The sequence below is a fragment of the Nocardioides korecus genome (assembly GCF_054778395.1).
The window spans coordinates 238,943-257,872 of the sequence record NZ_BAAGZO010000002.1; the positions used below are offsets into that span (position 1 = coordinate 238,943).

General features: G+C 73.6%; 25 protein-coding genes. 20 read left to right on the forward strand and 5 right to left on the reverse strand.

Going from position 1 to position 18,930, the window contains the following annotated elements; translation table 11 throughout:
* Window positions 1–18 precede the first annotated feature (18 nt).
* The 11 genes from ACYVDA_RS04390 to ACYVDA_RS04440 all read left to right on the forward strand — a co-directional run bounded on the left by ACYVDA_RS04390 (window position 19) and on the right by ACYVDA_RS04440 (window position 8,983).
* Window positions 19–996 carry an ABC transporter ATP-binding protein gene (locus ACYVDA_RS04390; protein ID WP_460815283.1) on the forward strand — a complete coding sequence of 326 codons (978 nt, stop codon included), beginning with the start codon at window positions 19–21 and terminating at the stop codon, window positions 994–996.
* Window positions 996–1,775 carry an ABC transporter permease gene (locus ACYVDA_RS04395; protein WP_460815285.1) on the forward strand — a complete coding sequence of 260 codons (780 nt, stop codon included), beginning with the start codon at window positions 996–998 and terminating at the stop codon, window positions 1,773–1,775. Before ACYVDA_RS04390 ends, ACYVDA_RS04395 begins: the two co-directional genes overlap by 1 nt.
* The gene (locus ACYVDA_RS04400) at window positions 1,772–2,584 is read left to right on the forward strand and encodes an ABC transporter permease (protein ID WP_460815286.1); all 813 of its coding nucleotides are present in this window, start codon (window positions 1,772–1,774) and stop codon (window positions 2,582–2,584) included. Before ACYVDA_RS04395 ends, ACYVDA_RS04400 begins: the two co-directional genes overlap by 4 nt.
* Complete coding sequence (locus tag ACYVDA_RS04405) at window positions 2,581–3,177, forward strand: hypothetical protein (protein ID WP_460815288.1); 597 nt, start codon at window positions 2,581–2,583, stop codon at window positions 3,175–3,177. Before ACYVDA_RS04400 ends, ACYVDA_RS04405 begins: the two co-directional genes overlap by 4 nt.
* A 31-nt stretch (window positions 3,178–3,208) precedes the next feature.
* Window positions 3,209–4,063, forward strand: coding sequence for an S-methyl-5'-thioadenosine phosphorylase (locus tag ACYVDA_RS04410; RefSeq protein ID WP_460815291.1), 855 nt, complete (start codon window positions 3,209–3,211; stop codon window positions 4,061–4,063).
* Window positions 4,060–5,103, forward strand: a complete 1,044-nt coding sequence (locus ACYVDA_RS04415) for an NAD-dependent epimerase/dehydratase family protein (RefSeq protein WP_460815293.1) — start codon at window positions 4,060–4,062, stop codon at window positions 5,101–5,103. The genes ACYVDA_RS04410 and ACYVDA_RS04415 overlap by 4 nt, the downstream gene beginning before the upstream one ends.
* A 194-nt stretch (window positions 5,104–5,297) precedes the next feature.
* Window positions 5,298–5,975 carry a glycosyltransferase family 2 protein gene (locus tag ACYVDA_RS04420; protein ID WP_460815296.1) on the forward strand — a complete coding sequence of 226 codons (678 nt, stop codon included), beginning with the start codon at window positions 5,298–5,300 and terminating at the stop codon, window positions 5,973–5,975.
* Entirely contained in the window at window positions 5,972–6,625 is a 654-nt protein-coding gene (locus tag ACYVDA_RS04425; RefSeq protein WP_460815298.1) for a TIGR04282 family arsenosugar biosynthesis glycosyltransferase, read from the forward strand. Before ACYVDA_RS04420 ends, ACYVDA_RS04425 begins: the two co-directional genes overlap by 4 nt.
* Entirely contained in the window at window positions 6,622–7,341 is a 720-nt protein-coding gene (locus ACYVDA_RS04430) for a methyltransferase domain-containing protein (RefSeq protein WP_460815299.1), read from the forward strand. The genes ACYVDA_RS04425 and ACYVDA_RS04430 overlap by 4 nt, the downstream gene beginning before the upstream one ends.
* Window positions 7,341–8,510 carry a molybdopterin-dependent oxidoreductase gene (locus ACYVDA_RS04435; RefSeq protein ID WP_460815301.1) on the forward strand — a complete coding sequence of 390 codons (1,170 nt, stop codon included), beginning with the start codon at window positions 7,341–7,343 and terminating at the stop codon, window positions 8,508–8,510. Before ACYVDA_RS04430 ends, ACYVDA_RS04435 begins: the two co-directional genes overlap by 1 nt.
* Window positions 8,507–8,983, forward strand: coding sequence for a hypothetical protein (locus tag ACYVDA_RS04440; RefSeq protein ID WP_460815303.1), 477 nt, complete (start codon window positions 8,507–8,509; stop codon window positions 8,981–8,983). The genes ACYVDA_RS04435 and ACYVDA_RS04440 overlap by 4 nt, the downstream gene beginning before the upstream one ends.
* A gap of 9 nt (window positions 8,984–8,992) precedes the next feature.
* On the opposite strand, the gene ACYVDA_RS04445 is transcribed toward ACYVDA_RS04440, so the two are convergent.
* Window positions 8,993–9,346, reverse strand: a complete 354-nt coding sequence (locus ACYVDA_RS04445; protein WP_460815305.1) for a hypothetical protein — start codon at window positions 9,344–9,346, stop codon at window positions 8,993–8,995.
* A gap of 151 nt (window positions 9,347–9,497) precedes the next feature.
* On the opposite strand from ACYVDA_RS04445, the gene ACYVDA_RS04450 reads away from it, so the two are divergent.
* The 3 genes from ACYVDA_RS04450 (at window position 9,498) to ACYVDA_RS04460 (ending at window position 11,555) form a co-directional block, all read left to right on the forward strand.
* Window positions 9,498–9,692: a DUF3046 domain-containing protein gene (locus ACYVDA_RS04450; RefSeq protein WP_460815307.1), complete on the forward strand. Its 195-nt coding sequence runs from the start codon at window positions 9,498–9,500 to the stop codon at window positions 9,690–9,692.
* Window positions 9,693–9,919: 227 nt separating this feature from the next.
* Window positions 9,920–11,008 carry a recombinase RecA gene (recA, locus tag ACYVDA_RS04455; protein WP_460815310.1) on the forward strand — a complete coding sequence of 363 codons (1,089 nt, stop codon included), beginning with the start codon at window positions 9,920–9,922 and terminating at the stop codon, window positions 11,006–11,008.
* Window positions 10,992–11,555, forward strand: a complete 564-nt coding sequence (locus tag ACYVDA_RS04460; RefSeq protein WP_460815312.1) for a regulatory protein RecX — start codon at window positions 10,992–10,994, stop codon at window positions 11,553–11,555. The genes recA and ACYVDA_RS04460 overlap by 17 nt, the downstream gene beginning before the upstream one ends.
* Here ACYVDA_RS04460 and ACYVDA_RS04465 read toward each other — a convergent pair.
* Entirely contained in the window at window positions 11,450–12,034 is a 585-nt protein-coding gene (locus ACYVDA_RS04465; RefSeq protein WP_460815314.1) for a nuclear transport factor 2 family protein, read from the reverse strand. The genes ACYVDA_RS04460 and ACYVDA_RS04465 overlap by 106 nt on opposite strands.
* Window positions 12,035–12,168: 134 nt before the next feature.
* Between ACYVDA_RS04465 and ACYVDA_RS04470 the strand changes: the two genes are divergently transcribed.
* Genes ACYVDA_RS04470 through miaB form a run of 3 tightly spaced genes read left to right on the forward strand, consistent with a single transcriptional unit; the run spans window position 12,169 to window position 15,006 of the window.
* On the forward strand, window positions 12,169–12,636 hold the full coding sequence (locus ACYVDA_RS04470; RefSeq protein ID WP_460815317.1) for a hotdog fold domain-containing protein: 468 nt from the start codon (window positions 12,169–12,171) through the stop codon (window positions 12,634–12,636).
* Window positions 12,637–12,696: 60 nt separating this feature from the next.
* Window positions 12,697–13,401, forward strand: a complete 705-nt coding sequence (locus ACYVDA_RS04475) for a hypothetical protein (RefSeq protein WP_460815321.1) — start codon at window positions 12,697–12,699, stop codon at window positions 13,399–13,401.
* A gap of 21 nt (window positions 13,402–13,422) precedes the next feature.
* Window positions 13,423–15,006 (forward strand): tRNA (N6-isopentenyl adenosine(37)-C2)-methylthiotransferase MiaB, encoded by a 1,584-nt coding sequence (gene miaB / locus ACYVDA_RS04480; protein WP_460815324.1) that lies wholly within the window; start codon window positions 13,423–13,425, stop codon window positions 15,004–15,006.
* A gap of 6 nt (window positions 15,007–15,012) precedes the next feature.
* On the opposite strand, the gene ACYVDA_RS04485 is transcribed toward miaB, so the two are convergent.
* From ACYVDA_RS04485 to ACYVDA_RS04495, 3 genes are all read right to left on the reverse strand, one after another.
* Window positions 15,013–15,651 carry a GNAT family N-acetyltransferase gene (locus ACYVDA_RS04485; RefSeq protein WP_460815327.1) on the reverse strand — a complete coding sequence of 213 codons (639 nt, stop codon included), beginning with the start codon at window positions 15,649–15,651 and terminating at the stop codon, window positions 15,013–15,015.
* 94 nt (window positions 15,652–15,745) lie between these two features.
* Entirely contained in the window at window positions 15,746–15,988 is a 243-nt protein-coding gene (locus tag ACYVDA_RS04490; RefSeq protein WP_460815329.1) for a hypothetical protein, read from the reverse strand.
* Window positions 15,985–16,347 carry an antitoxin gene (locus ACYVDA_RS04495; protein ID WP_460815331.1) on the reverse strand — a complete coding sequence of 121 codons (363 nt, stop codon included), beginning with the start codon at window positions 16,345–16,347 and terminating at the stop codon, window positions 15,985–15,987. The genes ACYVDA_RS04490 and ACYVDA_RS04495 overlap by 4 nt, the downstream gene beginning before the upstream one ends.
* An 83-nt stretch (window positions 16,348–16,430) precedes the next feature.
* On the opposite strand from ACYVDA_RS04495, the gene miaA reads away from it, so the two are divergent.
* The 3 genes from miaA to dapF are packed head-to-tail and all read left to right on the forward strand — an operon-like array spanning window position 16,431 to window position 18,929.
* Window positions 16,431–17,384, forward strand: a complete 954-nt coding sequence (miaA, locus tag ACYVDA_RS04500; protein ID WP_460815333.1) for a tRNA (adenosine(37)-N6)-dimethylallyltransferase MiaA — start codon at window positions 16,431–16,433, stop codon at window positions 17,382–17,384.
* Window positions 17,385–17,426: 42 nt separating this feature from the next.
* Window positions 17,427–18,065 carry a pyridoxamine 5'-phosphate oxidase family protein gene (locus ACYVDA_RS04505; protein WP_460815335.1) on the forward strand — a complete coding sequence of 213 codons (639 nt, stop codon included), beginning with the start codon at window positions 17,427–17,429 and terminating at the stop codon, window positions 18,063–18,065.
* 36 nt (window positions 18,066–18,101) lie between these two features.
* On the forward strand, window positions 18,102–18,929 hold the full coding sequence (gene dapF / locus ACYVDA_RS04510; protein ID WP_460815337.1) for a diaminopimelate epimerase: 828 nt from the start codon (window positions 18,102–18,104) through the stop codon (window positions 18,927–18,929).
* Window position 18,930 lies beyond the last annotated feature (1 nt).

Genomic DNA, 18,930 nt, shown 5'->3' on the forward strand with positions numbered 1-18,930 from the left:
CAACTAAGGTCGTTGCTCGTGACCACCACGGAGACGTTCTCGGGCCCCTCCTCGCCGACCCCGCCGCCGCCGGGCGAGCCGATGATCGAGGCCAGGGGGCTGCGCAAGTCCTTCGGCGGGTTCGAGGCGGTCAAGGGCATCGACGTGACCGTCCGGCGGGGCGAGGCCTTCGGCTTCCTGGGACCCAACGGGGCCGGCAAGTCCAGCACCATGCGGATGGTCGCGGCGGTGTCGCCGGTCTCGGGCGGGGAGCTGCGGATCCTCGGGATGGACCCCGCCACCGACGGTCCGGCGATCCGGGGCCGGATCGGGGTGTGCCCGCAGGAGGACACCCTGGACACCGAGCTCGACGTGCGCGACAACCTCTACGTCTACGGCCGCTACTTCGGGCTGCCGCGGGCCGAGGTCAGACGCCGCACCGACGAGCTCCTCGAGTTCGTGCAGCTCACCGAGAAGGCCGGCGCCAAGGTCGAGGACCTGTCGGGCGGGATGAAGCGCCGCCTGACCATCGCCCGGTCACTGGTCAACCGGCCCGAGCTGCTCCTGCTCGACGAGCCGACCACCGGCCTGGACCCCCAGGCCCGGCACGTGGTCTGGGACCGGCTGTTCCGGCTCAAGCAGCAGGGCGTGACGCTGGTGCTCACCACCCACTACATGGACGAGGCCGAGCAGCTGTGCGACCGGCTCGTGGTGATGGACGGGGGCGTGATCGTGGCCGAGGGGTCGCCCGCGGAGCTGATCCGCACCCACGCCACCCGTGAGGTGGCCGAGCTGCGCTTCGGCATCGGCGAGAACGAGCTGGTCGCGCCGTCGCTGAGCGGCCTGGCCGAGCGGGTCGAGGTGCTCCCCGACCGGGTGCTGCTCTACACCGCCGACGGCGAGGCGGCCGTCGCAGCGGTGCGCGCCCGGGGGCACCAGCCCGTGACGACGCTGGTGCGCCGCTCCTCCCTCGAGGACGTGTTCCTGCGCCTCACCGGCCGGACGCTGGTCGACTGATGGCCACCAGCCTGGCGCCGCGGATGGCGGACTACTGGTGGACGGTCTACCGCCGCACGTGGAAGGGCAGCGTCGTGACGTCCTTCGTCACCCCGCTGCTCTACGTCGTGGCGATGGGCGTCCTCCTCGGCGGGTTCATCAAGGGCGACCCGGCGAAGCTGGAGGGGGCGACCTCCTACCTGGCCTTCGTGGTCCCCGGGATGCTCGCCGCGCAGTCGATGCAGCTGGCCTTCGGCGAGCTCACCTACCCGGTGATGTCGGGGATCAAGTGGCAGAAGACCTACTTCGCCATGGTCGCCACCCCGCTGTCGGTGCGTGACGTGGTGCAGTCGCATCTCGGGTTCGTGCTGGCCCGCGTCGCGATGACCTCGGCCGTGTTCTGCCTGGTGGTCTCCCCGTTCGGGGTCTTCCACTCCGTCGCGGGTGCGCTGCTGGCGTTCCTGACCCAGGTGCTGGTCGGGGCGGCCTTCGCCGCCCCCGTCTTCGCCCTGTCGTCCTACCTCAAGGACGAGATGGGCTACTCGCTGATCTTCCGGCTGGGGATGATGCCGATGTTCCTGTTCTCCGGGGCGTTCTTCCCCGTCGCCAACCTCGGGCCCGTGCTCCAGCGGGTCGCCGAGGTCACCCCGCTGTGGCACGGGGTGGACCTCACCCGCCGCCTCACGACCGGGCACGTCGAGGCGCTCCCGGTGCTGGGCCACCTGGCCTACCTCGGGGCGCTGAGTGTCGTCGGCTACGCCCTGACCGTGCGGTTCCTGTCCCGGAGGCTGAGCTCGTGACCCCGCTGACCGCGACGGCCGCCACCGCCGAGGGCCGCCGCCTGAGCGCGGTCGGTGCGGTCGGGGTGCTGCTGCACCGCAACTACACCGTCTACCGCAGCGCCTGGTGGGTCTTCGTCTCCGGGTTCCTCGAGCCGGTGTTCTACCTGTTCTCCATCGGGGTCGGGGTGGGCCAGCTGGTCTCGGGCTTCACCTTCAACGGCCAGGTCGTGCCGTACGCCGAGTTCGTGGCCCCGGGGATGCTGGCCGCCTCGGCGATGAACGGCGCGCTGCTGGACTCGACGTTCAACTTCTTCTTCAAGCTCAAGTACAACAAGACCTTCGACCAGATGCTGGCCACGCCGCTCACCACCGGCGACGTGGCCCGCGGGGAGCTGAGCTGGTCGCTGCTGCGCGGCGGGCTCTACTCGCTGGTCTTCTTGCTGGTCATGGTCGCGATGGGGCTGGTGCACTCGTGGTGGGCGCTGCTCGTGCTGCCCGCGGCCCTGCTGATCGGCACGGCGTTCGGTGCGGCGGGGATGGCGCTGACGACCTTCATGAAGTCCTGGCAGGACTTCGAGTACATCACCCTGGCCACGCTCCCGCTCTTCCTGTTCTCCGCGACCTTCTTCCCGCTCTCGGCCTTCCCGACGTGGCTGGGCTGGGTCGTCGAGGCGACGCCGCTCTACCGCGGGGTCGTGCTCGTGCGGGAGCTGACCACCGGGGCGGTCGGCGTCGCGTCCCTGGTCTCGGTGGTCTACCTGCTGCTGATGGCGGTCGGCGGCCTCCTCGTCGTACGCCGACGGCTCGACGCCCTGCTGCTGGCATGAGCGGGCTGCGGGACCGGGTCCGGTTCTGGAACGTCACGCCCGCGGAGCGCGCGGCCCGCCACCCCGCCGACCGGCACGTGCCCGCCGGCGGTGGGCACGTCGTGCGCGCGACGGACGTCGAGGCCGACCCGGCGCTGGTGTGGCGCTGGGTGTGCCAGCTGCAGCTGGCGCCGTACAGCTACGACCTCGTCGACAACCTGGGGCGTCGCAGCCCGCGGCGGCTCACCCCCGGGGCCGAGCAGCTGCGGGTGGGGCAGAGGCTCCTGATCGGCCCCCTGGTCGAGCTCGAGGAGGGACGTGCGGTCACGGCCGCCACGCGCGGGCTGGCCGCCCGGCTCTGCGGCCCGGTCGCGCTCAGCTACGAGGTCGTCCCGGGCGTGCGCACGCGCTCGCGGATCCTGGCCTGCCTGGCCACCGGGCCGCCTCGCGGGCGGGTGGACTCGGTCGCCCAGGAGCTCCTCGGGGCCGGCGACCTGGTGATGATGCGGCGTCAGCTCCTGACGCTGCGCGACCTCGCCGAGCGCGACGACCGGGAGCGGGACCGGGACGGTGCGAGCCACCACGACCGGGGCGAGCGGCAGGGGCGGCCGTGACGACGTGAACCCGCTTGGCAGACTGCCGCCCATGACGCCGCAGCAGAGCCAGGATCCCCAGCAGTCGGGCCAGCGCCACCCGCGCGTGGCCGTGATCGGGGGTAGCGGGTTCTACGAGTTCCTCTCCGACCCGACGACCGTCGAGGTGACCACGCCGTACGGCGACCCCTCCGCGCCGATCGCGGTCGGCGAGGTCGGGGGAGTGCCGGTCGCGTTCCTGCCGCGCCACGGGGCCGGCCACCGCTACCCGCCCACGCAGATCCCCTACCGCGCCAACATCTGGGCGCTGCGGTCGCTCGGCGTCGAGCGGATCCTCGCGCCGTGCGCGGTCGGCGGCCTCCAGCCCGAGACCCAGCCCGGGACCCTCGTGGTCCCCGACCAGCTGGTCGACCGCACCACCCAGCGCGTGCAGACCTACGTCGACCGCGGCGCCGTGCACGCGCCCTTCGCCGACCCCTACTGCCCCGACCTGCGCACGGCGCTGGTCGGCGCCGCGGGGGACGACGTGATCGACGGCGGCGCGATGGTCGTCATCGAGGGCCCGCGGTTCTCCACCCGCGCGGAGTCCCAGAGCTACGCCCGCGAGGGCTGGACCGTGGTCAACATGACCGGTCACCCCGAGGCCGTCCTGGCCCGCGAGCTGGGGGTCTGCTACGCCACGATCGCGCTGGTCACCGACGTCGACGCGGGCGTCAGCGCGGAGGAGTCGGTCGACCAGGCCGCGGTCTTCGCGCTGTTCGAGAAGCACATCGGCCGGCTCAAGGAGATGCTCGGCCACGTGGTCGCCGACCTGCCGTCCGGTGCGCCGACCTGCGGCTGCGCCGACTGGCTGAGCGACGTCGAGCTGCCCTTCGAGCTCCCCACGGTCCCGGGCGCGGCCCGATGAGGGTCCTGGTCACCGGTGCCTGCGGGTTCATCGGCGCCCACGTGGCCGACCGGCTCGAGGCCCGCGGCGACGAGGTCGTCCGGGTCGACGCGCTGATCCCGCAGGCCCACGCCGAGGGCGTCGAGGTGCCCGAGGGCGTGCACCGGCTCGACGTGCGCCGGGCCGACGAGTGGGCCGACCTGCTCGACGGCGTGGACGCGGTCGACCACCAGAGCGCCATGGTCGGGGCGGGCGTCACCGTCGCCGACCTGCCGCTCTACGCCGGTCACAACGACCTCGGCACGGCCGTCCTGCTGGCCGCGATGAGCGCCCGCGGCGTGGAGAACCTCGTGGTCGCGAGCTCGATGGTCGTCTACGGCGAGGGGCGCTACGCCTGCGAGGAGCACGGCGAGCAGACCACCCGCGCGCGCAGCCGGGAGGCCCTGGAGTCCCGCGACTTCGAGAACCACTGCCCCGTCTGCGAGCGGGCGATGGGGTGGCAGCTGGTGCCCGAGGACGCCCGGCTCGACCCGCGCAGCAGCTACGCCGCGAGCAAGCTGGCCCAGGAGCACTACACCCTGGCGTGGGCCCGGCAGGCGCGGTCGCGGGCGATCGGGCTGCGCTACCACAACGTCTACGGCCCCCAGATGCCTCGCGACACCCCCTACAGCGGGGTCGCGGCGATCTTCCGGTCCTCCCTGGAGCACGGCCAGGCGCCGCGGGTCTTCGAGGACGGCGGCCAGATGCGCGACTTCGTCCACGTCGACGACGTCGCGCGCGCCAACGTGCTCGCGCTCGACGCCGTCGTGGGTCGCGAGCCGGAGTCGTGGTCGACGTACAACGTCTGCTCGGGGACCCCGGTGCCGATCCTCAAGGTGGCCCAGGTGCTCAGCGCCGCGGCGTCGGGGCCGGAGCCGGTCGTGACCGGCGACTACCGCGCCGGCGACGTGCGGCACGTGGTGGCCTCGCCCGAGCTCGCCGCGCGCGAGCTGGGGTTCACCGCCGAGATCGGCCCCGAGGAGGGCATCACCGCCTTCGCGGACGCGCCCCTGCGCGCCTGAGCGGTGCGGCCATCCGTCGGGCCGACGGCTACGAACACCTCTGAACGGCCCGGCAGGGGCCCGGCGCAGTCCCGCCGCGGACCTCGTCGCAGGGCCCCTCCCGACCAGCGCACCAGGAGTCGCTCATCACCTCGACGCGCTCCCGATCGGCCGACGCGAACACACGAGTAGTCCACGACCAATACGGTGTACCCATGGCTCACCCTGTTCTCCCCCCTGCGACGTGCGACGTGGTCGTCCCGTGTCGCGACGAGGGGCCCGCCCTGCCGGCCCTGCTGGCCCTCTTCCCCGAGGGGCTGCGGCCGATCGTGGTGGACAACGGCTCGACCGACGACACCGCCGAGGTGGCCCGTCGGCTGGGCGCCCAGGTGGTCAGCGAGCCCCGTCCCGGCTACGGCGCCGCCGTGCACGCCGGCCTGGAGGCCGCGACCTCCGACTACGTCGCCGTGATCGACGGGGACGGGTCGATGGATCCCCGGCAGCTGCTGCCCCTGCTGGCCGAGGTCTCCGCCGGTCGGGCCGACATGGCGACCGGCCGGCGTCGTCCGGTGTCGCGCGGCGTGTGGCCCTGGCACGCCCGCGCCGGCAACGCCGTCGTGCTCTGGTGGCTGCGCCGCCGCATCGGGATGCCCCTGCACGACATCGCCCCCATGCGCGTCGCCCGCCGCGAGGACCTCCTGGCCCTCGGCGTCGAGGACCGCCGGTTCGGCTACCCCGTGGAGCTGCTCCAGCGTGCGGCTCGCGCCGACTGGCGCTTCGTGGAGCAGGACGTGGACTACCACCCCCGGGCGGCGGGCACGAGGTCGAAGGTGTCGGGCTCGGTGCGCGGCACCGTGCGCGCGGCCCGCGACTTCGCCCGGGTGCTCGCATGAGGCCGCCGGTGGTGCTGGTGGTCGCCAAGGCCCCCGTCGCCGGGACGGCCAAGACCCGCCTGGGTCGCGTGGTGGGGATGGAGCGCGCCGCGGACCTCGCCGCTGCCGCCCTCCTGGACACCCTGCGGGCCTGCGAGACGGCGTACGGCGTACGGCGCTGCCACCTGGCCCTCCAGGGCGACCTGGCCGGGGCCGAGCGGTCCGCCGCGCTGCTCGAGGCCTCCGCGGGCTGGACCGTGCACGCCCAGCGCGGCGACGGTCTGGCCGAGCGGCTCCGGCACGCCCACGACGACGTCCACCGTGCGACCGGCTCGCCGGTCGTGCAGGTGGGGATGGACACCCCCCAGCTCGACCCCGCGCACCTGCGCGAGGCGGGGGACCTGCTGACCGACGAGGACGCCGCGGTGCTGGGCCCGGCCGACGACGGTGGGTGGTGGCTGCTCGGGGTGGCCGGTCCCCATCTGCTCACCCACCTGGAGGACGTGCCCATGTCGACACCGGACACCGGCGCGCGGACGCGCGCCGCCCTGGACCGGGCCGGGGCGCGCACCGTCCAGGTCCAGACCCTGCGCGACGTCGACGAGGTCGACGACGCCGAGGCCGTGGCCGCCGCGGCCCCCACCACCGAGTTCGCCCGGGGGTGGAGATGAGCACCGCCGAGTGGGTCGGGGAGCCGGTCGAGGAGCTGTCGTCCGTCTCCGAGGCCGCTCTCCTCGCCGAGTCGCCGGAGGCCCGCGCCGACCAGGGCACCTTCAGCGAGGTCTTCACCGACGCCCTGCGCGGGATGCCGACCTCGGTGCGCGGCATGCACGCCGACGACCAGCCACTGCCGGTGCACGACTGGCTGCGGGACGCCACCGTCTCCGACCGCGTGCTGCTGCGCCACTGCCGGGGCGCGACGATCGACGTCGGGTGCGGCCCGGGCCGGATGAGCGCCCACCTGGCCCGGCTGGGCCACGCCGTGCTGGCGGTGGACATCGTCCACGAGGCCGTCCACCAGGCCCGGCGACGCGGTGTCCCCGCCCTGCGCCGCAACGTCTTCGACCTGATGCCGGGGGAGGGGCGCTGGGACACGATCCTCCTCGCCGATGGCAACATCGGCATCGGCGGTGACCCGACCGCCCTGATCGGCCGCGCGATGGAGCTGGTGCAGGACGACGGCCGGGTCGTGGTCGACCTGGCACCGCCCGGCACCGGGCTGCGTCGTCACCACGCCCGCATCGTCAGCCGCGGGCGCCACTCCTCGTCGTTCCCGTGGGCCGAGGTGGGCGTCGACGCGATCGCCGAGCTGGCCACCCGGTGCGGCATCCAGGTCGACCGGGTCCGCGAGCACCACGGCCGCTGGTTCGCCGTCCTGGTGCGCTAGTGATCTCCCCCAGGTCGTTCAGCTCCGCCGTGCGTGGCCCCTGGCTCACCGCACGGCTGGGGACATGGGTCGGGATCTGCTTCGGGCTGGCCTTCCTCACCGGGTTGATCAGCCACTGGTACTACCTGCCCGACGCCCCCGTGCTGCCCCCGACCCGGCCCGTGTGGGGCTACCGCGTCACCCAGGGCCTGCACGTCCTGTCGGGCACGGCCGCCGTGCCGCTGCTGCTGGTCAAGTTGTGGAGCGTCTACCCCAAGCTGTTCGTGCGGCCGCCGCTCGCCCCGGCACGGCGCGCGCTGCTGCACCTGGTCGAGCGCGGCTCGATCCTGGTGCTGGTCGCGGCCGCGATCTTCCAGCTCGTGGCCGGGCTGGCCAACGCGGCGCAGTGGTACCCCTGGTCTTTCTCGTTCCGCCCCGCCCACTACGCCGGCGCCTGGATCGCGATCGGTGCGCTCGTGGTGCACGTGGCCGTCAAGCTGCCGGTGATCCGGGCGGCGTACGCCGGGGAGGGGGACGCGCGGTCCGCCGCCGAGACCGGCCCCGGGGACGACCCCGAGACCCTGCCGACCCCGGTGGACCACGCCGGGCGGCGGACCGTGCTCCGGGCCGCGTTCCTGGCCTCGGGGGTGGCCGTGCTGAGCGTCGCCGGCGGCACCGTGCCGTGGCTGCGCAAGGTCTCGGTGCTGGCCGTGCGCACCGGCGAGGGCCCCCAGGGTCTGCCGGTGAACCGCTCGGCCCAGGCCGCCGGGGTCACGCAGACGGCCCGCGACCCGGCGTACCGCCTCACGCTGCGGCACGGCGGTCGCGAGCGCGTGCTGACGCTGGCCGACCTGCAGGGCATGCCGCAGCGCACCCACGGGCTGCCGATCGCGTGCGTGGAGGGCTGGAGCGCCTCGGCGACCTGGACCGGCGTACGCCTGCGCGACCTGCTCGACCTGGTGGGGGCCCCGGCGGACGCCGACGTGAAGGTGCGGTCCCTGCAGACCCGCGGCGCGTTCGGGTCCACGTTGCTGCCGGCCTCGTTCGCCCACGACGACCTGACCCTGCTCGCGCTGCGCGTGAACGGCGAGCAGCTCGACCTCGACCACGGCTTCCCCTGCCGCCTGATCGCCCCGAACCGTCCGGGCGTCCTCCAGACCAAGTGGGTCACCCGGATCGAGGTCGCATGAGCACCGACGAGGCCAAGCGAGCACGTGTCGGGACCGACCGGCCCGGGGCCGGTCGCCTGGTCCTCGGCGCCCTTGGCGTCCTGATGGGCCTGTTCGGGGTCCTGCGGCTGTTCCGCCTGGACGCCTCGGGCCTGCTCGACGCCCTGGTCTGGATGGTCGGGGGAGCGCTGGTCCACGACGTCGTGCTGGCCCCGCTGACCCTGCTGGCGGCCTGGCTGCTGCGCAGGGTCGTGCCCGACTCCTGGTGGGCCCGGGTGGCCGCCGCCCTGGTCGTCGTCGCCACCGTGACCGTCACCGCCGTGCCCGTCCTGGGGCGCTTCGGCGCGCGGCCCGACAACACGACGCTGCTCGACCGGCCCTACTGGGTCGGCTGGCTGGTCCTGGTCGTGCTCGTCGCCGTGGTGACCCTGCTGCTCGACCCCGTGCGCCGCGCGCTGCGTCGCCGCTCCGGGCGGAGGTCCGCGCGGCCGTAGCCGGCCGGGTCAGCCGTAGACGGGGCCGAGCAGCAGCCCGACCGCTCCCAGCACCGTGCCGGCGCTGGCGATCCAGACGGGGAGGCGCCCGGGGGGACCGTCGGTGTGCCGCGAGGGGACCAGCACCAGCACCACCGCGACCAGGCAGAGCAGGCCCGCGAGCCCGCCGCAGACGATCGCCGGGCCGGGCCCCGGGCCGGCACCGACGTGCGTGCCGGCGACGACGAAGCAGAACGCCGCGGCCAGGGCCGAGAGCCCGATGCTCGGCCAGGTGATGGCCCGGCCGCTCCGGAGCAGGCCGACCAGCGCCACGAGCAGGGCGATGCCCAGGACCAGGACCACGGTCGTGCCCAGCGTGCCCATGCGCCACCACCTCTCACGTGCGCGTGCCGGCACCTCATCGGTGCCGGACCCCGCCCTACGTCTACAGCATCGCCGGTCGGGTGCGTCCCACCGCCACCCGGCCACCCGGGGTCGGTTGGCCCGATCAGGACCGTTCGGCCACACTCGTCCGGTGAGGCACACGGAGTTCTGGGCACGGATGGAGCGGGCGCTGGGTCGCGCCTACGCCCGGTCGTGGGCCGACCAGCACGTGATGAGCGAGCTCGACCAGCGCACCGCCGCCGAGGCGCTGGCGGCCGGGGTGCCCCCGCTGGCGGTGTGGCGCGCGGTGTGGTCCGAGCTGGAGCTGCCCAGCGTCGACCGCTGAGGTTCCGGCTGCACCCGGACCGTTGGGCGGCCTCGGCGTGTCCCGACGTGCGTCGAACACATGTTCGTACTACCGTCGGTGTCCACAGGCGGGTCCGGGACCCAGGTTCTCCACAGGCCAGCACGACGCCCACGGCGTTGTCAGTGCCGGCCCCTAACGTCTGGCGAGACATCAGGTCAGGCCGTGCTCCGGGATCCGGGGCACACGACACACGAGGGACGATCACCATGGCCGCATCGGGCAGCACCAAGCAGGAGAGCAACCGCGAGAAGGCGCTCGACGTCGCTCTGGGCAACATCGAGAAGCAGTTCGGCAAGGGCTCGGTGATGCGCCTGGGCGACGAGACCCGCGCGCCGCTGGAGATCATCCCGACCGGGGCGATCTCGCTGGACATCGCGCTGGGCCTCGGCGGCCTCCCGCGTGGCCGCGTCGTGGAGATCTACGGCCCGGAGTCCTCCGGCAAGACCACGGTGGCCCTGCACGCGGTCGCCAACGCCCAGCGCCTGGGCGGCATCGTGGCCTTCATCGACGCCGAGCACGCCCTCGACCCGGAGTACGCCCAGCGTCTCGGTGTCGACACCGACGCCCTGCTGGTCTCCCAGCCCGACTCCGGTGAGCAGGCCCTGGAGATCGCGGACATGCTGATCCGCTCGGGTGCGCTCGACCTGATCGTCATCGACTCGGTGGCCGCCCTGGTGCCCCGTGCCGAGATCGAGGGCGAGATGGGCGACAGCCACGTCGGCCTCCAGGCGCGTCTGATGAGCCAGGCGCTGCGCAAGATGACCGGTGCGCTGAACAACTCCGGCACGACCGCGATCTTCATCAACCAGCTGCGCGAGAAGATCGGCGTCATGTTCGGCTCGCCCGAGACCACGACCGGTGGTCGCGCGCTGAAGTTCTACTCCTCGGTCCGCCTCGACGTGCGTCGCATCGAGACGCTCAAGGACGGCACCGACATGGTCGGCAACCGCACCCGCGTCAAGGTCGTCAAGAACAAGGTCGCCCCGCCGTTCAAGCAGGCCGAGTTCGACATCATGTACGGCCTGGGGATCTCCCGCGAGGGTGGCCTGATCGACGTGGGCGTGGAGCAGGGTCTCGTCCGCAAGGCGGGTGCCTGGTACACCTACGAGGGCGACCAGCTCGGGCAGGGCAAGGAGAACGCCCGCACCTTCCTGCGCGACAACCCCGACCTGGCCAACGAGATCGAGAAGAAGATCCTCGAGAAGCTCGGCATCGGCCCGCAGGTGGACGCCCCGGCCGCCGAGGCGTTCGCCGCCGACGCCCCGGGCATCGACCCCGATGGCATCGACTTCTGAGCCCAGCCCGGGTCTGCACACCGGACCGGACGCGGACCCGGAGTCGGTCGGGCGCAAGATCCTGCTGGACCAGCTGACCGGCCGGGCCCGCACTCGGTCCGAGCTGGCCACCAAGCTCGCGGCTCGTGACGTCCCCGACGCCGTCGCCACGCGTCTCCTCGACCGGTTCGAGGAGGTCGGTCTGATCGACGACGAGAAGTTCGCCCGCGAGTGGATCGAGCAGCGTCAGTCCGGCCGTGGACTGGCGCGCCGGGCCCTGGCGATGGAGCTGCGTCGCAAGGGGATCGTGGACGACGTCGCCCGCGAGGCGCTCGACGAGATCGAGCCCGACGACGAGGTGGCGGCGGCCCGGGCCCTGGTCCGGGCCAAGCTCCGCTCGGTGCGGTCCCTCGAGCACGACAAGGCGATGCGTCGGCTCGTGGGGATGCTGGCCCGCAAGGGTCACTCCTCGTCGGTGGCCTTCACCGTGGTCAAGGAGGAGCTGGCGACGCTAGCCCCCGAGGTCAGCGACGACGACTCCGACGGGTCGGCGTCCGACACCTGGTGATCGGGCACCCGGACCTGCAGGGGCGACGCGGTCAGCAGCGGGCTGTGACGCTCGGCGGCCCGCAGCCAGCCCCGGGTCATCTCCTCGTAAGCGCTCGGGCTGTGCATCTCCTGGCACCGCGACCAGAGTCCGTGGCCGGCGTACGTCAGGAGCGTGGTGGTGCAGGCCGCGTGCTCGGACCCGTCGCCCGGGTCGTGCAGCCGGTGCCGGACCTCGAAGAGCACCGTCTGCCGCACCCGGTCCACCACCCGCCAGGTCACCTCGGTGGACGCGAGGCGGGTGCCCGGGAAGCTCGTCACGCCGTTGCGGACCAGGCTCGCGATCTCCTCGGGCCCGCGTGCGTCGGGGTGACGCGGGCGTCGGTAGACCGCGTCGGGGGTGAACCGGGCGGCGAACGCGCGCCAGTCGTGATCGAGGTGCAGACGCGTCAACGTCGCGACGTAGGCGGTGAAGGCCGCCTCGATCCCCCGATCAAGCATGGAAGAATTCAACCACTTTCACCCGTTCTGGGAGGGTATTCGAGCAGACGGCGGATCCTCGCCAGGTGGAGGCACGAGGTCTCTCTCGCGGGCTGCTCGTGGCCACGGAGTTACCGACCAGTAGCATCTGGGCCATGAGCAGAGTCCTCGACCTCCACCGCAAGGCCCACGCGATCCCGGTGGTGGGCGACCGGTTGTTCTCCTTCGCCTTCAGCCAGGTGGCGCCGTACTTCTGGACCATCCGGCCGCGCTTCACGGTCGTGGAGCCCAACCGCGCCGAGGTGGTCATCCCCAAGCGACGGGGAGTCCAGAACCACATCGGGACCGTCCACGCGATCGCACTGTGCAACGGGCTCGAGGCGGCGATGGGGGTCCTGGCCGAGGCGAGCATCCCCCGCGACAAGCGTTGGATCCCCAAGGGGATGGAGGTCAGCTACACCGCCAAGGCGACCAGCGACATCACCTGCGTGGCCGAGACCGATCCCGAGCAGTGGACGGGTGACGAACCCGACGTACCTGTGCGCGTGAAGGGGGTACGGACCGATGGCACCGTGGTCATCGAGGGCGTCATCCGGCTCTGGGTGACCCCGAAGAAGCAGTAGCGCCACGTCTCCCGGCCCCGGCCGGTCCCCCGAGCACGCACGTCGACGAGAGGAACCACCATGACCACCAAGCTGATCTCCACCGTGACCCGGAGCGCCGTCTCCACCGCCGCCCACGTCGCCCGCCACCCGATCGGCACGGCCACCCAGGCCGTCACCCTGGTCAGGGGGGTCGCCGAGCTCGGCCTCGACCTGGTCCACGGCTCCCGCTCCCAGTCGTCGTGGACCGAGGCGGACCGGCCGCGGCCCCAGTCCAACGAGTCCTCCGAGTCCGACGAGTCCTCCGAGTCCTCCGAGTCCTCCGAGGCTGCCCGGACCGCGGAGAAGGCCGTCCGGAAGACCCAGGAGAAGGTCGCCGACGCGGCCCAGAAGGTGGAGGCCACGGCCGAGGAGATCGCGTCGGAGAAGCCGGCGGCGGCCGGTGCTGCCGACAAGGTCGCCGCGGGTGCCGCGAAGGTCGCCGACACGGCCGAGAAGGCCGCGACCGAGGCCGAGGACGAGGTGGAGGAGAAGGCCGGCAACGCCAAGGCTGAGGCCACCACCGGCAAGCCCGCCCACGAGCCGGCGGCGGGCACGGCCCCGACGGGGGAGCCGGTCGACACCGAGGCCGTCCGCAAGGACCCCGAGCACGAGAGCACCCCGTCTGCGCACGACGCGGGCGAGAGCGAGGACCCGCGCGACCACATCCCCGGCCCGGACCTGGCGACCTTCGCGCCCCCGGCCCCCGAGGACCTGCCCGAGCCGATCGTGATCGAGGCCGAGTAGGACCCGTACGCTGGGGCGGCCATGACTGGAACCACCACCGCCCCTGACCTAGCCGCCGACGGCACCCGCGACACCCACGACGAGGGCGCCGGGGTCCGGACCTACCAGGTCCGGACCTACGGCTGCCAGATGAACGTGCACGACTCCGAGCGGCTCACCGGCCTGCTCGAGACGGCCGGCTACGCCCCGGCGCCGGCCGGCGAGCAGGCCGACGTGGTGGTGCTGAACACCTGCGCCGTGCGGGAGAACGCCGACAACAAGCTCTACGGCAACCTCGGGCACCTGGCCTCGGTCAAGGCCGAGCGGCCGGGTATGCAGATCGCCGTCGGCGGCTGCCTCGCCCAGAAGGACCGCACCACGATCACCGACCGGGCCCCGTGGGTCGACGTGGTCTTCGGCACCCACAACATCGGCTCCCTGCCGGTGCTGCTGGAGCGTGCGCGGGTGGCCGAGGAGGCCCAGGTCGAGATCCTGGAGTCGCTCGAGGTGTTCCCCTCGACCCTGCCGACCAAGCGTGACTCGGCGTACGCCGCCTGGGTGAGCATCTCGGTCGGCTGCAACAACACCTGCACCTTCTGCATCGTCCCTGCGCTGCGCGGCAAGGAGAAGGACCGTCGACCCGGGGACATCCTGGCCGAGATCGAGGCGCTGGTCGCCGAGGGCGTCTCCGAGGTCACCCTGCTGGGCCAGAACGTCAACGCCTACGGCGTGGAGTTCGGCGACCGGCAGGCCTTCTCCAAGCTGCTGCGCGCGTGCGGCGAGATCGAGGGTCTGGAGCGGGTGCGGTTCACCAGCCCGCACCCGGCGGAGTTCACCGACGACGTCATCGAGGCGATGGCCGAGACCCCTAACGTGGTGCCCTCGCTGCACATGCCGCTCCAGTCGGGGTCGGACAAGGTCCTCAAGGACATGCGCCGGTCCTACCGCCAGGCCAAGTACCTCGGGATCATCGAGCGCGTGCGCGCGGCCATGCCCGACGCCGCCATCACCACCGACATCATCGTCGGCTTCCCCGGGGAGACCGAGGAGGACTTCGAGCAGACCCTGGAGGTCGCGCGCCGGGCGAGGTTCGCCGGCGCCTTCACCTTCCAGTACTCCAAGCGCCCGGGGACCCCGGCCGCCGTCCTGGAGGACCAGGTCCCCAAGGCGGTCGTCCAGGAGCGCTACGAGCGACTCGTGGCGCTGGTCGACGAGATCGCCTGGGAGGAGGGTCGGGCGCTGGTGGGCACGACTGTGGAGCTGATGGTCTCCGAGGGCGAGGGGCGCAAGGACGCCGCGACGCACCGGCTCTCGGGGCGGGCGCGCGACAACCGGTTGGTGCACTTCCGGCCGGTGGTCGCGACGGGCTCGCCCGACGACGGCTCGAGCGACGGGTTCGCCCCCGTCGAGGTCCGGCCCGGGGACATGGTCACCGTCGAGGTCACGTACGCCGCCCCGCACCACCTGGTCGCCGACGGACCGGTGCTGGCCGTGCGCCGGACCCGGGCCGGTGACGCCTGGGAGGCACGGACGGCGGCGCCCACCGCACCCACGGGCGTCTCGCTGGGCCTGCCGACCGTCGGGGTGCCCGCCCCGCTCGCGCCGGCCCAGGGGTGCGCGCTCTAGAGGTCCCTAGAGTCGTCGTGCGACCACGACGGCGCCGACGACCCGCCACCCGAGGGCGGCGTACAGGCGCCGGCCCTGGTCGGAGGCGACCAGCACACCCTGCGACGCACCACGCTCGCGCGCGGCGTCGACCAGCAGCGCCATCACCGCGGCGGCGAGGCCGCGTCGACGGTGGTCGCGCTCGGTGCCGATCCGGTCGGGGACGGCCCAGCCGTCGGGCAGGGCCACGCCCACCTGTCCCGACGCGGCCAGCGTGCCGTCGTCGGTGACCACCTGCAGCCGCAGCGCGTCGTGGGCGTCGCGCCGCACGACCGTCGTGAAGCCCGGGGGCAGCGGGACCCGGCGCTGGTCGGCCAGGGCCACCCGCATGAGCCACTCGGGGGCGGCGGCGGTGGCCAGCCCGTGCTCGGCCAACCGGTCGGCGGTGCGTCCGGGGTCGCGGGTCGGGACGGTGATCCAGGGGTCGCGGTCGTCCCAGCTCGCCGAGGCGGCCCGGTCCAGCCGCCGGGGGTGCTCGTCGGCGTCGAGGACCAGTCGCTCCACGTCTCGACCGGGGTCGCCGACGAGCGTGCGCAGGACGCCGTCGTCCTCGCGGGGCGGAGGGAGGCCCCGGGAGGCCACCCAGCCGGCGTGCCACCGGCGCACGAGTGTCGTGTCGAACCCGTCGAGCCGGTCCGGCCCCGGGGGGCGGTCGACGTCGTGCTCGCGCGCCGGTGGGGGAGTGCTGGTGGGCCCGTCCTCAGACAGGCTCGTCCTCGGCGGGGTCGACGTCCTTCTCGCCCTCGTCGAGCTCCTCGGGGTCCTCCAGCCCGTCGGGCACCTCGTGGTCCTCCACCTGGGCCGAGCGGGGCTGGTCGGGAGTCACGAGCGGCAGGTCGTCCTGGTCGCGCTCGACGACGTCGGCGGGACCGCCGGGACCGTCCTCCGGGGCGGGGTCGGTGGTGGGCTCGGGTGCGGCCGAGAGCTCGGAGTCGCTGCTCAACGCTCGGCCCCGGGGGTGCCGTCGCCCATCGGGCCGGTGGGGGCCTTGGGGTCCAGCGGCGCCGTGGGCTCGGCCGGCGAGCTCGGGCCGGCCGGGTGCTGCGTCTGGTGCGGGGCCGGGGCGTTGGGGTCGGGGTTGGGGGTCGTGTCGCGGTGGGTGGGCAGGTCGTCGTTCTTGCCGTCGAGGCCCTCGAGCCCCTGCTTGGCCTTCTCCACGCCCTGGCGGATCTTGTCGGTGTGCTTGCCACCGGTCTTCTGGTCGACCACGCCGGCGGCCTTGTCCAGGCCCTCGCTGATCTTGTCGCCGTGCTTGTCGACCGCGTCGCCGAGCTTCTTCTTCGCGTCGTCCAGGAAACCCATGGGACCTGCTCCTCCACACCTCGTCCGCGGCGGGTGACCCGCCGGGGGCGCCCCTCGGCGCCCGCGCTGCCAAACTAGCGGGCGTGTCCACCCGCCCGCCCGCCGACCGCCCCGACGCGCGCGGGGCCGGGACCGTCCCCGTGGTGGCGGTCGTGGGGGCCACCGCGTCGGGCAAGAGCGACCTCGCCCTGGACCTGGCCGAGCGGCTGGGCGGCGAGGTGGTCAACACCGACTCGATGCAGCTCTACCGCGGCATGGACGTCGGCACGGCCAAGCTGCCGCCGCAGGAGCGCCGCGGGGTGGTCCACCACCTGCTCGACGTGCTCGAGGTGACCCAGGCCGCGACCGTGGCGGAGTTCCAGGGGTGGGCCCGCGCCGTCATCGCCGACTGCCGGGCCCGCGGCGTCGTACCCGTCCTGGTGGGCGGGTCGGCGCTCTACACCCGCGCCGTGGTGGACCGCTTCGAGTTCCCCGGCACCGACGCCGACCTGCGTGCCCGCCTGGAGGCCGAGCTGGCCGAGGTGGGCCACGAGGAGATGCACGCCCGGCTCGAGCGGGTGGACCCCGCCTCGGCCGCGCTCGTGCTCCCCGGCAACGGCCGCCGCGTCGTCCGTGCGCTGGAGGTCGTCGAGCTGACCGGGCGCTCCTTCACCGCCACCCTCCCGCAGCAGGCGTACGCCGACCCCGCCACCGTCCAGGTCGGCGTGGACATCGACCGGGACGTCCTGGTCGGGCGCATCGACCGCCGGGTGGACCTGATGTGGGAGCAGGGCCTGGTCGCCGAGGTGGAGTCGCTGGTGGCGCGCGGTCTGCGGGAGGGGCGCACCGCTCCGCGGGCCCTGGGCTACCAGCAGGTGCTGGACCTGCTGGACGGCGGGCTCACCGACGCCGAGGCCCGCGAGCGCACGAGGACCGGGACCCGTCGCTTCGCGCGTCGTCAGGACAGCTGGTTCCGCAAGGACCCCCGCGTGCACTGGGTCGCCCACGACGACCCCGACCGGGTCGAGCGGGCCCTGGAGGCCGTGCGTTCGGTCTGAGCGTGCCCGCCGGACGCAGCCGCGCGGCGTACGCTCCGGGCCGTGGAGATCCCCTCGACCTGGACCGGCGTCGACGACCTCGCCGCCCTGGAGGCCGTCGTCGGCACCCCGGCGCCGGCCGCACGCGACAAGACCCGGCCCGCGCTCACCGAGCTCGACGTCGCCTGGCTGGCGGCCTCGCCCTTCTGCGTCGTGGCCACCACCGGGGCCGACGGCAGCTGCGACGCCTCGCCGAAGGGCGACCCGGCCGGGCAGCTGGTGCACGTGCTGGACGCGCACACGATCGCCCTGGCCGAGCGGCCGGGCAACCGCCGGGTCGACGGCTACCGCAACGTCCTCGCGAACCCGCACGTCGGGCTGCTGTTCCTGATCCCCGGCCGCGGCGACACGCTGCGCGTGAACGGACGCGCCCGGCTGGTCAGCGACGCCCCCTTCTTCGAGGAGATGGTGGTCAAGGGCCACCGGCCCCTGCTCGCGCTCGTCGTGGAGGTCGAGGAGGTGTTCCACCACTGCGCCAAGGCGTTCCTGCGCTCGGGGCTGTGGGAGCCCGAGGGGTGGGACCCCGAGGCCGTGGTCCCTCGACGCGCCGTCATCGCCCAGCGGCTGGAGCGGCAGGGGAGCACCGTGGACGACCTGGACCTCTACTACGGGCCCTCCTACGCCGAGCACCTCTACGACTGATCGGCCGCGGGTCGCGGGCGTGACAGGATCGTCCCCGTGAGCGAGTACTCCTTCGTCAAGGGCCACGGCACCGAGAACGACTTCGTGCTGGTGCCCGACGCCAACGGCGCGCGCGAGCTGGACGCCGAGCAGGTCGTGCGGCTGTGCGACCGCCGCGCCGGGATCGGCGCCGACGGAGTGATCCGGGTGGTGCGCACCGACGCGACCAAGGACCCCGCGGCCGTGGCGGCCCGGGGCGAGGCGACCTGGTTCATGGACTACCGCAACGCCGACGGGTCGGTCAGCGAGATGTGCGGCAACGGCATCCGGGTGCTGGGCCGCTTCCTGGCCACCCACGCCGACGTCGACACCCGCGCCCCGCTCCCGATCGCCACCCGTGCCGGGGTGAAGGTGCTGACCTTCGACGGCGCCGACATCACCGTCGACATGGGCGCGCCCACGCTGCGGGGCGAGACGCAGGTCTCCGTGGGCGAGCGCAGCTGGACCGCCAGCCACGTCGACATGGGCAACCCCCACGCGGTGGCCTTCGTCGAGGACCTCGCCGACGCCGGGACCCTCCTGGAGGCGCCCGGGCACGACGCGGCGGCGTACCCCGAGGGCGTCAACGTGGAGTTCGTCGCGCGCCGCGGCGAGCACCACCTCGCGATGCGGGTGCACGAGCGCGGGTCGGGGGAGACCCGGTCCTGCGGCACCGGCGCCTGCGCGGTCGCGGTCGCGGCGGCCACGGCCGACGACGCGCCCCGGGGCACGGCGTACGTCGTGGACCTCCCGGGGGGCACGTTGAGGATCACCTGGACATCGGCCGACCGCGTCCTGATGACCGGCCCGGCCGTCCTGGTCGCGGAGGGGGTCACCGCGCTCTGAT

Coding starts and splice junctions, on each gene's coding strand:
- ACYVDA_RS04395 (WP_460815285.1), top strand. CDS start 996: ATGGCCACCAGCCTGGCGCCGCGGATGGCGGACTACTGGTGGACGGTC.
- ACYVDA_RS04405 (WP_460815288.1), top strand. CDS start 2,581: ATGAGCGGGCTGCGGGACCGGGTCCGGTTCTGGAACGTCACGCCCGCG.
- ACYVDA_RS04410 (WP_460815291.1), top strand. CDS start 3,209: ATGACGCCGCAGCAGAGCCAGGATCCCCAGCAGTCGGGCCAGCGCCAC.
- ACYVDA_RS04415 (WP_460815293.1), top strand. CDS start 4,060: ATGAGGGTCCTGGTCACCGGTGCCTGCGGGTTCATCGGCGCCCACGTG.
- ACYVDA_RS04420 (WP_460815296.1), top strand. CDS start 5,298: ATGGCTCACCCTGTTCTCCCCCCTGCGACGTGCGACGTGGTCGTCCCG.
- ACYVDA_RS04425 (WP_460815298.1), top strand. CDS start 5,972: ATGAGGCCGCCGGTGGTGCTGGTGGTCGCCAAGGCCCCCGTCGCCGGG.
- ACYVDA_RS04430 (WP_460815299.1), top strand. CDS start 6,622: ATGAGCACCGCCGAGTGGGTCGGGGAGCCGGTCGAGGAGCTGTCGTCC.
- ACYVDA_RS04440 (WP_460815303.1), top strand. CDS start 8,507: ATGAGCACCGACGAGGCCAAGCGAGCACGTGTCGGGACCGACCGGCCC.
- ACYVDA_RS04445 (WP_460815305.1), bottom strand. CDS start 9,346: ATGGGCACGCTGGGCACGACCGTGGTCCTGGTCCTGGGCATCGCCCTG.
- recA (WP_460815310.1), top strand. CDS start 9,920: ATGGCCGCATCGGGCAGCACCAAGCAGGAGAGCAACCGCGAGAAGGCG.
- ACYVDA_RS04460 (WP_460815312.1), top strand. CDS start 10,992: ATGGCATCGACTTCTGAGCCCAGCCCGGGTCTGCACACCGGACCGGAC.
- ACYVDA_RS04465 (WP_460815314.1), bottom strand. CDS start 12,034: ATGCTTGATCGGGGGATCGAGGCGGCCTTCACCGCCTACGTCGCGACG.
- ACYVDA_RS04470 (WP_460815317.1), top strand. CDS start 12,169: ATGAGCAGAGTCCTCGACCTCCACCGCAAGGCCCACGCGATCCCGGTG.
- ACYVDA_RS04475 (WP_460815321.1), top strand. CDS start 12,697: ATGACCACCAAGCTGATCTCCACCGTGACCCGGAGCGCCGTCTCCACC.
- miaB (WP_460815324.1), top strand. CDS start 13,423: ATGACTGGAACCACCACCGCCCCTGACCTAGCCGCCGACGGCACCCGC.
- ACYVDA_RS04495 (WP_460815331.1), bottom strand. CDS start 16,347: ATGGGTTTCCTGGACGACGCGAAGAAGAAGCTCGGCGACGCGGTCGAC.